A 10,967-nucleotide genomic window follows, 5' to 3' on the forward strand; every position below is an offset into this window, starting at 1 on the left:
CCCCGCCGATCACCACTTGGTCGCGAGACCGCGCGCTGGCCTGCGCGAGCGCCTGTGCCACGTCGATCCCGGCGGCGGTGTTTCCCGGGACGTTGCCGATCTGCGCCACGCCTTCGCCGAACCCCTCGGACACTTCGCCCACCGCGTTCGTGCCGAACAGCCGCCGTTCGAGCCGCGCGGCCGGGTTGGTCGCGGCCGTGAAGTCGCCGACCGGCCGGGTGACGTTCTCTCGGTATATCTCGCCGAGCTCGTCGAGGTTCCCGGTGAGCCGCTCGCCGAGCGGGCCGCCGTCCGACGCACCATCCGGTATGTCGACGTCGGTCCCGGCGCGGCTGGTCGGCGACGGGTCGGGGTCGGGCGTCGGGTCCGGCTCGGGCTCGGGGTCTGGGGCCGGCGCTGGAGCCGGCTCTCCGCCCGTGTTACCCCCACCACTTCCGGCGGGATCACCGCCCAGCTCCGGGCCGAACTCGTCTGCCGGGTCCGGCTCGGGCGGCGACGGGCCCGACGCGCCGCCGTCGTCCGGGGCGCCCGGCACGTACCCGCCCCCGGTCGGCGGGGACGGGTCCGGATCCGGCTCGCTCGGCGGCCCCGGGTTCGTGCGCTGGATGTCGTCGATCTCGTCCGGCGGCTCGGGCGCGGGGTCCGGGTCGGGCGCGCTGCCCGAGCTCCTGTCCGTCTCCTCCTCGTCGTCGCTCCCGCCGCCGCCGTTGAAGCGGCCGGGTGCTCCGGGGATCCTCATGTGACCGGCAATCGCTCGCGGAGCGCCGTATAAACCCACGCGCCGACTGACCGCGGCACGCGGGTATATACGCCGCTCGCGTCCGTCTATTCGGTCGTAATGGGCGCCGAGGATTGGGACGATCCGCACGGGCTGATTCCCGAGCAGTTCCGCGAAGAGTTCGGCGACTGTGAGACGGTCGCCGACGCGCTTCGACGGGCCGCGACTCGCGAGAGCTCGACGCCCGACGCCGAACGCCGTTGCTGTCCCGAGTGTTACTCGCTGTCCGTCGCACCGAAGAGTGACAGCAGCATGAGCGACAGCTCGCAGCGCCTCGACGGCGCCTGGAAATGTGCCGAGTGTCAAGAGCACTTCGACGAACCCCTGAACATGAACCCCAAAGCGACAGCCTTCGAGTGGATCGACCCCGACGAACTCCGCGACGCCGACGAGCGCGGCATGAACGCGCTGCTCGCCGGGCTCGATCGCGAGACGCTCGTCGCCGTGGCGATCGTACTTCGGGAGCCGTGGACCGACAGCGGCCCGTCCTATTCGGAGATCGCGGGGTTGCTACCCTACGCGGATAGTTGGGTCGGGCACCGGGTCCGGGAGTGGAAGGACGGCGAGCATCGCGAGCTGGTGTCGGACCCGACCGCCGAAGGCGAGCCGATCACCGTCGACGAGCACACCGACGCGGCCGCAGTCGCGACGGACGGCGGCCGGCGGCGCCGATGGGACGCCTACGGGAGCGACTGACGGTTACAGGTCCAACTCCCGACCGTCGACGTGCTTCGCCGCGGACAGCTCATTCAGGAACACTTCTGCCGCCATCTCCCGGGTCTCGTCGCCGACGTCGTCCGTTCCGAGGTACTCGCGGACGATCGGGAGCAGCGCCAGCGTCGGCGGGTCGGCGTCGCGTGAAACCGCGCCTTCGGAGCGGGCGAGCAGACACGCCGCCAGCATCGCCTCGGGGTCGCTCCACGGGTCGCCGTCGACGTACTCCCCCAGCCGGGCGTCGTAGTAGTCGCTCTTCTGCTCCGAGCCGCTGCTGTCGAGTTCGGGCAGGTTGAAGCCGAGGTCTCGGAGGTGTTCGTAGGCGGTCCGGAAGTCGTTGCCCGTGACGCACCCGACTTCGCTGTTTTCGTTCCGCAGCTCCCCGAGGTCGATCATGGCCATCTCTGCCGGGCCGCCGCGGCCGCCGTTGTGGCCGGTGTCGACCCAACAGGTTTCGTCGACAAAGTTCGCAGTCCCGCCGTCGCCGCTGCTCCCCCACGTCGGCAGGAACGTGTCCCCGGCACCGCCTTCGCCGGTCCATTCGTCGACGATCGTCTTCTCCGCCACCTCCCGCGCGTCGAGTCGGTTGAACGCGTCCATCGCGTCGGACCCGCTTCCGCTCGTCGACGAGCGCGACGAACTCCCGCTGTCCGTGGTCGGCGTCTCGTCGTCGAGCTCGCCGTTCGCTTCGAGCAGCGGCCGAAGCACTTCCCCGTTCCAGCGGCGGGCGTCGGTCGGTGTCCCGGACACCTGCTCGCCCGTCGCGATACAGACGTGCTTCCCTGAATACAGCTCGATCTCGGGGAGGTCGTCGTTCGCACCGAAGGGCTCGTCGTCGATCGGCCAACTCGGCGCCGTCTCGTCGCCCGGGAGCGCGCCCCGGTAGTAGGCGTGAACACCCGTCCCCGAGGTCGACACGTCCGCGTAAGTGGGTCCGAGGTGTTCCAGAACCGCGCGGAAAGCCGGATGAACGTCGCCCGTGTCCGGGTCGCGGACGTCGTCGCCGTCGACGAACACGAACGGATCATCTTCGGTTTGGATGAACGCGAGCCCGTCGAAGCGGGGATCGTCGAGCGCGAGCTTCGCCTTCTCGAAGGGGCGGCGGTTCGGAGCGTGGCCCCACTTCCAGCGCGCGTCGCAGTCGCACTTGTCCGCGGTCGTGTTGTGCTCCGAGCACGGCGCCGGCTCGTCTGCCGAGGACCACGGCGCGTAAGCCATCTTCCCGCCGTTCTGAACCATCCAAGACGCGCGATCCCGGTGATCGGACGGGTAGACCCCGGGGTTCGTGTCCCCGAAGTCCGCCTGCTCCCACGCGCTCGGCGCCGGTTCGGCGGGTTCGGCCGCTGGCGGGTCGCGGATCACGTCCTTCGCGATGGACCGCGCGCGCTCCGCGTCGACGCCAGCCGGGAGGTCCGAGGCGTAGGCGTAGAGCTCGATCGGGCTCGGGTCCACGTCGGCCTTCCGCTGATAGGCTGCTTCGAGCGCTTCGCGGACCGCGGCTTCGTCGACCGTGTCAGGCATCGGTCTCACCCCGCATCTGCTCGGCCGCAGACGCCGCCCACGGCTCCAAGTCGTCCGGGAGGTAGGTATCATACCCGAACGCACCACGGATGATATGGAGCCGTTCAGACGCCCGCGTGAGCGCCACGTACCACGTCCGCGCCTCGTTTTCTCGGAGCGTGGCCGACTGCTCCATACTGTCGGCGATTGTGTTGGTTATCCCGTCGTAAATGACCACGTTCGACGCTTCCGCGCCTTTCGAGGCGTGGATCGTGAGCACGCGCGTTTCCACGTCTTCGAGCGACAGCGGGAGGTCGTACTGTTTGGCGGCATTGATCATGGCTACCTCGTCCGTCAGGTCTAACCCGACGAGCTTCGCGACCGACTCCGCACCCCGCCCGTACCGGGTGAACCATGTGTCTTCGACGTACTCGCGGAGGTCTCGAAGCGACACGGCCTCCCCGTCGTCGAGGTCGCCGATGAATTGGTTCCAGGCGTCGTCGCGGGTTGTGTACCGGCCGTGACTGTGCTCGCGAAGGACGCGCGCCTGCTCCGCCGTGAGCGCGTAGGCGGAGAGATCGCCGCCGCTCCGGCCGGTGAGCGCTTCATCGGCTTCGCCCGGGGCGGTCGCGTCCGCGACGACGTCCAGCGCGTTCAACAGCAGCAGTCGGGTTTCCCAATCGCCGCCGACGTCTTTCTGTGATTGGTACACTACTCCAGCGTGATCGAGAGCGGCCGCGATCCCCGATACCTGACGCCGGGTCCGTGCGAGAAACATCATGTCGCGGCCGAAGTTGTCCACCAGATACGCGGGCGAGCCTTCGCGTTCGGCGGACGGGGTTTTCCAAGAACCGCCGTTTTCTGTGTACTCAAAACCCGGCCAGCGGTTCAGCGCACCGGCGCCGTCAGTTTTGAGGCTCGGCGGGTTCCGCTCGTCCGAAAGCACCCGAGCCGCGGCTGCGAAGTGCTCGTCCGGGCAACGGTACGACTTGTCGAGTTTCACAATCGGAACGTCGCGGCCGGTCCGTTCGGCCAGATCCTCGAAGAAGCCGGGGTCGGCGCCGGCGTAGCCGTTCACGACTTGGTCCGGGTCGCCGGCGACGATCACGGTGTCGGCGTTCCGGACCCACCGCTCGGTTAGGGCCGCCATCAGGGGGGTCGCGTCGTGGTACTCGTCGATCACGACGTGCCGCATCGGCGGCAGCTCGCCGCCGAGCCCGGCGGTCAACTGCTCGAAGAAGTCGTAACAGTCGTGGTGCGATTTGAAGTCTTCCCACTTCCGAGCGACCGTCTCGAAGTCGGTGTCTGTCCCCCATTCATCGCGGAACGCTTTCAGTTTTCGCGACGCGACCGGACTCGACGTGAGCGGTTTAAGCCATCCGTCCGGGACGTTCCGATACCGACCGACGTCAAGCAGGTTGTTCTTCGCGTAGTTGTAGAGGTCTCGGAAGACGGTCCAGCGCGTTTCGAACCAGGGCTTTGACGGTCGCTTTGAGATCCCGAGATCCTTACAGAATCGGTACTCGGCGCGGCCGCCGACCATACCTTCGAGACCCGGCCGGTCGTCGCTAAAGCGGTCGTGGAAGTTGGTCGCGCGGGCCGCCGCCGCGTGGATCGTGGTCCAATATTCGAAGTCGTCGTCGGCCTCGAAAAGACCCCATTCGAGCAGCCGATCTTTGACGACGCCCGCCAGCGCCTTCCGGTACGTGACGACGGTCATCTGTGAGGGATGGAGGCCCTCTTCGGCCGCCCGCGTGGCCGTGCGGAGCGCCGACTGTGTCGACTTCCCGGTTCCAGGCGGCCCCCACAGCCGAACGTCTTCATCCACGTCGGCCGTCTCGACGCCCGCAATCTCCGCGTCCGCGAGGTCGTCCGGGAGGTTCTCGCGGACGCTCTCGGGCAGTCTACTCATCGAGACCACCCCATTCCATCGAGTTGAGGCGGTCGGCGCCGGTCTCTACCTCGTCGACGATCTCGGCGGGGGCGGGGACTTCATCGTGTGTCGCGTCAAGCCGCCAGAAGCGGACCCCGTTCTGACCGACCGTGACGCGCTCGGAGACGCGATCGCCGCCGAGGTCGTCGCTGTCGACGCCGCGAGCAGCCAGCTCTTCTTGAAGCGCCTTCGGCTCGACAGCGTACTCTTCGCAGACCTTCGTGACGGTCTTCCCGGGGAGCCAAACTTCGGCCAGCTCGCCGTCGTCGTCTTCCATCGCGTGCGGCATGAGTTGGTCAACCGCCACGGGGAGATCCGAGACCGCCCGCGACAGCCGCACTTCGTTCGCGACCGCTTCCCACGCCATCGTGCGCGCGCCGACCGACTCGACGAACGTCTGCCGCTCGTCGAGCACATCCGTGATACATTGGATCCAATTATCTTCATGCCAGGGGCGGCTTCGCGGCCCGAGCGATAGCCGATCATAGCCGTCTTCTTCCGGGTCTCCGACTTCTTCGCTCACTAATTCGAGTTGTAGCTTTTCGCGGGTCGCCATCGCGATCTTCTTGTAGAAATTGTATTTTTCCAGATGGGTTCCGTCGTCCATTTCGACGACCGCACCATCCGAAAACTGCCAGCTAAGCGTCGTCTCCGAGTGATGATCCGTCGACTCGATCCGCCGGACCGTCTCTAAGTTCTCTTCCAGATACCGATCGAGAGCGAGCCCGTGGTCCAGCGACAATCCGTCTTCGGCCGCTTGTGTCCGGACGTCCGCCGTCGCGGAAGAGATCGCGTCGAGTATCGCACCCTTCTTTGTCTGTGCCTTCATCGCGACGTCCCCGGCCGCGTTCTTTGCGGACTCGACCACCGCCAGCGCGTCGTCGGCGTCGCTCGCGAGCTCGGCAATGGCTTCGGCCGCGGCTTTCTTTTCTTCCATCCGGCCGGCCATGCTGTCGACCGCGTTCAGGCGCTCGGCGAGTCGATCCATCACTTCGGCCGCGGCAATCGTCGGCCCGACGTCGTCCGAGGTCGCGGATAGGTACTCGTCCGACATTCAGATCCCCCCGACTCCGGTAGTGTGGTAACCGTTCTGGCGAGAGACTACTACTATAGGGTTGATCCCACCCCCTCGGAAGGGGGGGAGGGGGTACCCCCCTCCCCCTTCGAAGGGGGGTGATCCAACCCGTCTATAAAGATTCGCGCCAGAACGGTTCATGGCTCCACCCCGCTCCCGTAGGCGGCACCGGCGGGAAGCTCCGGGATGCTGTCGTACTCCGACCCTCGCAGCGTCTCGGCGTCGCTCCCGGGGATGGACACCGGCACCTGCCGGTACGCCGGCGGTCGCTGGTACGGATTCAACCACCCGAGCAGCGCCGAGACGTCGACGGCGTCGCTCTCGTCGTCGTCGCGCTGCTGCTCGCGGTACTCTTCGCGATACTCATAGGGCGATAGCAACACGTCGCCGCTGTCGGTCGTAAGCGGCGAAAACGCGCCTTTGAGATACGAGCACGATTCGACGAGATCCCGGAGCAGCGCTTCGACCGCCCCGGCCGGTCCGCGGACCGCGGTGTACGACAGATACCCCGGATCATCCTGCTCGCGTGGGTCCGCCGGGTCGCGGTGGGTCTGAAGGACACACCCGTCCGGTGCGACCCAGAAGTGCCGGTGCGCTCCTTCCGCGCATTCGGCGGTGTACTTCAGCCCGTGCCGTTCGCAGAACGCCCGGAAGTCGTCGAGCGAGCCGAAGCGCGTGTAATGGAGCTCGGCTTCGGCGTATTCGAGATCCTCCGGCTCGTCGCGAAGCTTTTCGAAGCGTCGTTGAAGGTCGGACTTCATGAGCTGACCCCCAGGAACGTGCGCCGGTGACGCTCGCACAGCACGGTCTCACGCACCGTCTCACCGGCCACACGGACGGCCGCAGCGTCTCGCCAGCAGTTCGGTGCCCGGCACGTCTCGCCGCGCGCTGTGCCGCTGAGAGCGTGGTCTGCGTCGCCCGTGAGGGCGTGGTCGGCGCTCACCGTCCCACCCCGATGCGCGATCGAAGCTGTTGTTTATCTGCTATTCCGCTCGTATCTTCCGTGTTAGCGTGTTGCGTTCTCATATCGCCGGTCGCGTGCCGGCGCTGCCGAAAAAGCCAAGAGCCCGGACACCGTATGTCCAGTTGGCTTTCACAGCGCCGATCGTGCCTTTCGACGACTGACCGGCATCCTCCCGTCCAAGAAGGGCCGGTCGTCGTCGTTCCGTTCACTCTCGCCTTGAGTGACGTCTGTATCCTCTCTTACCTCCCAGTAGCGGGCGCTCTCAAATAAGTGTTTCTCAAGGCCCGACTGTGGTTCCAACGCGTTAGAACACCGTTCTAATGGGCTATAACTGTCCAAAACACTTTTTACGCGGCGTCACGAACGGGAATACGTAATGAGCGACCCCAACACGCAGATGCTCTCAGCGCAGGTTCGGGAGGACTCTGCGCTGTGGCAGGAGTTCGAGGAGTTCAGCTCAGGGTATGAGTCCAAATCGGAGGCCGTCCGGGCTGCCGTCAGGGAGGGGCTCCAACCCACAACCAACCGATCGCAGTTGGTTGATCTAACCGGCTCCCTCGGCTGGGCGTCCCTGGCGCTGTCGCTCGCCGGGCTCGCTCTCGGCTCGACGACACCGGCCGGCGGCGCCGCTCTGGTCGCGGCCGTTCTGTTCGTTGTGAGCGCCGTCGCTCGCTGGCGGGGTGGATTATGACTGAGCACCAGACCGGCGGCGAAATCGAGCTCACATGGCGCGACGCGGCCGAAGACGTCCTAACCATCGCGTGGGAGCTGATCACGCTCGCCGCGCTCCCCACGCTGATCACGCTCGTCGCCTGGCCCGGTGTCGAGCGGATCTTTGTCGACACCTATCTCGTCGGCACGCCGCTGAACACGCCGCTCGCGCCGATCACCGGCCCCGCGGCGGTGCTCGGGACATGGGTCGGGCTCATGTACGTCCAGATCGCGTGGATCGACCGTCACAAGACCACGGTTTGATCCGCGCGGTTCTCGCGTCGACCCGCGACTGACCGGCGTGGTAGATCCAGAGCGCATATTCTGTCGGATTGGACACCATTTCGAATATAATCGCATGACAGCGACCCCGCGGGTGGCTACTGTCCAACAATCGCGACGCCGGGTTTTCAATATATATACGCGCGTATTTCGACGTGCGGGCGCGGCGCCGACCACCCCAGCGGCGGTGATCGGGGTGTGGATCTGTGGATCGGCCGTCGCGACACCGCGATCTAATCCGCGAGTCCCCACATCGACCCGCGACCGACCGGCGTGGTAGATCCAGAGCGCATATTCTGTCGGTGTGGTAAGGACACGGGAAATAATCGCATGACAGCGACCCCGCGGGTTGTTTCTGACAACAACACGACCATGCGCGATACCATAGTATATTATCGCGCGTTTCGTCGTGCGGGCGAGATAGGACGGGCTGGGGGGCGGTCAGACCCACACGTTCTCGTCCGCCAGCTCGTCGGCGAGCGCCCGCCGCTCGTCGAGATCGGCGTCGGGGTGGTCGCGTTCGTCGTGCGTGTCGAGTGTCGGCGGCTTGATCTCCGGCTCGTCGGGCGTCGGCGGCGAGCGGTTCGGCGAGCTGTGCTCGCCACACGCGCCGCGCCCCATGTGCTCCGCGAGCGTCTCGGAGAGCTCGGCGCCGCAGTGGGGACAGTAGTTGATACCGGAGCGACCGGCGAACCGTGAGCTCATGGCTCGCCCCCGATCTCCGCGTCGGCCTCGTCCGCGGCGAGCCGGAGCTGCTCGGCGAGCGCGCGGGCGTCGCTCGGTGAGAGCCACATACCGACTTGGACCTCGTCGCCGAAGATAAGCTCGACGTCGCCTCCCTCGTCGTCGTAGGAGTACCCGGAGACGCTGATAGACTGCTCGCCGTAGGCCTCCGGCGTCTCGATGGAGACGGTCGCGCCGTCGACACCTGGAAGCCGCGAGTGGCGCGAACCGTAGCTGTCTGACTGTCGGACTATAACCTTTTCACCGCCGTCCGTGTTAGCATCAGTTGCCATATTGGATGGCTCGGTCTGCGGCGTGTCCGCGCCGCGGGCCTTCTCGCGAAGACCGCTCCCGAGTTACAACTACCTCTAAACTCTACTCACTTAATTCTATGGTACCCATAGAACTATGTTCAAAGAGACACGTGTTCCACATGGAATTATGGCAACCACAGAAGACATAGACGATATGGGGCGCACTTCGATCCAAGTGACCGACGAGCTGGCGGACGAGCTACACGACCGGAAGGACCGCGGCGAGAGTTACGAAGACGTGATCTGGGGGCTGATTGAAGATGCCGACAGCGAGTAAGTCCGCGGAGCAGGGTCTTCGACGCCGACCCCGTGGTGGTGCGCGTAGATGTAACGGGTCCGCCGGTTTTATGTACAAAACCGCGCCGTCGACGAGGAGGGGGCGCGATCGTGTACATAGATTCGGCCCGGCGTGGAAACATTTCCACGTCGGGGTACACTTATCCGACACCCCCTACTTAAACGCGAGCCGCTTCGCTCACCCGAGCAGCACGACTTTCGAGCCGCGTTCATACATCCGCACTTAATGACCACCGACAGAACCACGATTCGACTCGACGACGAGCGGAAGCGACTCTTCGACCGGGCGTCGACGATCGTCGCCCGCGACGAGCACGACGAGCCGCCGCGGTCCGAAGTGATCGACGCGGCGCTCACACACCTGATTCAGTCCCGCGAGAACATGGACGACGCTCGCGACGAGCTCGACCCGCGGACCATTCAGCGGTTCAACACGGACGTGATCGCGCTCAAGTACCGGACGTCGATCGACGAGCGCTGGCGATGACGGGAGAGAACGAAGTCGAGATCGCCGACGAGTACGCGCACCTAACCAAAGTGCTCGTCGACGCCGCCGACGTCGGGGAGACGATCATACACAACCGCGACCCGCCCGTGACGATCTACCGCGCGGAAGCTGAGGCGAGTCTGTGGGGGATCGTCGTCGGCGACGAGGTCGTGACTACCTTCCGAGCTGATCCGGCCGCCTTCGCGAGCACGCTGGACCTCGGCGTGTGGATCGACCAAGTAGCCGACTGGTGGACGGCGGAAGAAGAGCCGCAACCCCCGGGGTTCGAGCAGGGAGGATCGGCCTTCAGATAGCGCTTAGAGCAGGGAGAACCCGGGATCGCTGCTTTCCTCGCTCGACGCCGCTCCGAAAAACGGCACGCCGAAGAAGAGCCCCGAAACCTCGGCGAACGCCTCGGCGTCGTCGCCCTCGGCGTCGGCAGACGCCTGCGTCGGAGCCCCGCCGAAGAACACGCCTTCGCTCCCCTCGGCGGGGGAGCGGTCGCCCGCGAAGCCGCCGAGCGCGAGCGCCGTCAGGGTCTCCGAGAAGTAGGAGCTCGCGGGACCGCCAGCGTCGACGCGCCCGAAGACACCGAACTCGTCCTGCGGCTCCGGGCGCTGCCGCCGGGGCTCGTCCGGCTCGGGATCGTCGCGGTCGATCCGCGGCCGCGGCGGCGTCCCTCCCCCAAACAGCCCCGGCGGGATGAACCCCCCCGGCGGCGTGTCCGTTCCAGGCGGCGTCTCGGTCACGGGCGGCGTGTCCACGATCGGCGGGGTCGGCGTGTCCGTCACAGGCGGTACATCGACCACCGGCGGCGCCGGCGTGTCCGTCACGGGCGGCTGATCCGTATCGCTCGCCGGCGGCTGATCGGTGTCCGATCCCGATCCCGTGCCGGTGCCAGCGTCCGCCCCCGGCCCTGCGAACACGTCTGTCCCGGTGTCGGTCGTCGAGTCGGGGGGCGCCACGTTCGTCGGGTCGTTCGTCTCGTCGAGCGTCCCCGTGTCCGAACCGCCGCCGGTCGCGTCACCCGGCAACGTCCCGCCGCCGAGCGGGCCACCGAACTGGTCGCGCAGATCGTTGCTGGGGTCGATCCCGGTCGGGTCCGACGCCGGATCGACCTCTTGGGTGCCTGTCACCGCGGTCGTCGACGCGATCGAGGTGGGATCGTTGACCGGACCGACGGTTGGGC

General features: G+C 66.5%; 12 protein-coding genes and 2 pseudogenes. 6 read left to right on the top strand and 8 right to left on the bottom strand.

All coding sequences use genetic code 11. From position 1 onward, the window contains the following. A pseudogene (locus B378_RS16025) lies at window positions 1–739 on the bottom strand (hypothetical protein); the annotation flags it as partial. A 99-nt stretch (window positions 740–838) separates the two neighbouring features. On the opposite strand from B378_RS16025, the gene B378_RS0115555 reads away from it, so the two are divergent. Further along, window positions 839–1,474, top strand: coding sequence for a hypothetical protein (locus B378_RS0115555; protein WP_017344687.1), 636 nt, complete (start codon window positions 839–841; stop codon window positions 1,472–1,474). 3 nt (window positions 1,475–1,477) lie between these two features. Here B378_RS0115555 and B378_RS15980 read toward each other — a convergent pair whose 3' ends face one another. The 4 genes from B378_RS15980 to B378_RS0115575 form a co-directional block, all read right to left on the bottom strand. Continuing rightward, window positions 1,478–3,013, bottom strand: a complete 1,536-nt coding sequence (locus B378_RS15980) for a hypothetical protein (RefSeq protein ID WP_017344688.1) — start codon at window positions 3,011–3,013, stop codon at window positions 1,478–1,480. After that, entirely contained in the window at window positions 3,006–4,904 is a 1,899-nt protein-coding gene (locus B378_RS15985) for a UvrD-helicase domain-containing protein (RefSeq protein WP_017344689.1), read from the bottom strand. Before B378_RS15985 ends, B378_RS15980 begins: the two co-directional genes overlap by 8 nt. Continuing rightward, window positions 4,897–5,979, bottom strand: coding sequence for a hypothetical protein (locus B378_RS0115570; RefSeq protein WP_017344690.1), 1,083 nt, complete (start codon window positions 5,977–5,979; stop codon window positions 4,897–4,899). The genes B378_RS15985 and B378_RS0115570 overlap by 8 nt, the downstream gene beginning before the upstream one ends. A gap of 158 nt (window positions 5,980–6,137) precedes the next feature. Further along, window positions 6,138–6,761: a hypothetical protein gene (locus tag B378_RS0115575; protein WP_017344691.1), complete on the bottom strand. Its 624-nt coding sequence runs from the start codon at window positions 6,759–6,761 to the stop codon at window positions 6,138–6,140. A 579-nt stretch (window positions 6,762–7,340) separates the two neighbouring features. On the opposite strand from B378_RS0115575, the gene B378_RS0115580 reads away from it, so the two are divergent. After that, window positions 7,341–7,655 carry a hypothetical protein gene (locus tag B378_RS0115580; protein ID WP_017344692.1) on the top strand — a complete coding sequence of 105 codons (315 nt, stop codon included), beginning with the start codon at window positions 7,341–7,343 and terminating at the stop codon, window positions 7,653–7,655. Then, the gene (locus B378_RS0115585) at window positions 7,652–7,939 is read left to right on the top strand and encodes a hypothetical protein (RefSeq protein WP_017344693.1); all 288 of its coding nucleotides are present in this window, start codon (window positions 7,652–7,654) and stop codon (window positions 7,937–7,939) included. The genes B378_RS0115580 and B378_RS0115585 overlap by 4 nt, the downstream gene beginning before the upstream one ends. A gap of 459 nt (window positions 7,940–8,398) precedes the next feature. Here the strand turns inward: B378_RS0115585 and B378_RS0115590 are convergent, their stop codons facing one another. Then, window positions 8,399–8,662, bottom strand: coding sequence for a hypothetical protein (locus B378_RS0115590; RefSeq protein WP_017344694.1), 264 nt, complete (start codon window positions 8,660–8,662; stop codon window positions 8,399–8,401). After that, entirely contained in the window at window positions 8,659–8,973 is a 315-nt protein-coding gene (locus tag B378_RS0115595; protein WP_017344695.1) for a hypothetical protein, read from the bottom strand. The genes B378_RS0115590 and B378_RS0115595 overlap by 4 nt, the downstream gene beginning before the upstream one ends. Window positions 8,974–9,121: 148 nt before the next feature. Between B378_RS0115595 and B378_RS16920 the strand changes: the two genes are divergently transcribed. The 3 genes from B378_RS16920 to B378_RS0115610 all read left to right on the top strand — a co-directional run bounded on the left by B378_RS16920 (window position 9,122) and on the right by B378_RS0115610 (window position 10,092). Next, complete coding sequence (locus B378_RS16920) at window positions 9,122–9,271, top strand: hypothetical protein (protein ID WP_017344696.1); 150 nt, start codon at window positions 9,122–9,124, stop codon at window positions 9,269–9,271. A 246-nt stretch (window positions 9,272–9,517) separates the two neighbouring features. Beyond that, on the top strand, window positions 9,518–9,778 hold the full coding sequence (locus tag B378_RS0115605) for a hypothetical protein (protein WP_017344697.1): 261 nt from the start codon (window positions 9,518–9,520) through the stop codon (window positions 9,776–9,778). Then, the gene (locus B378_RS0115610; RefSeq protein ID WP_017344698.1) at window positions 9,775–10,092 is read left to right on the top strand and encodes a hypothetical protein; all 318 of its coding nucleotides are present in this window, start codon (window positions 9,775–9,777) and stop codon (window positions 10,090–10,092) included. Before B378_RS0115605 ends, B378_RS0115610 begins: the two co-directional genes overlap by 4 nt. A 3-nt stretch (window positions 10,093–10,095) precedes the next feature. On the opposite strand, the pseudogene B378_RS17195 reads toward B378_RS0115610, so the two are convergent. Next, a pseudogene (locus B378_RS17195) lies at window positions 10,096–10,967 on the bottom strand (hypothetical protein); the annotation flags it as partial.

Origin of the sequence: Halorubrum sp. T3 (assembly GCF_000296615.1) — an archaeon.
Taxonomy (GTDB): Archaea; Halobacteriota; Halobacteria; order Halobacteriales; family Haloferacaceae; genus Halorubrum; species Halorubrum ruber.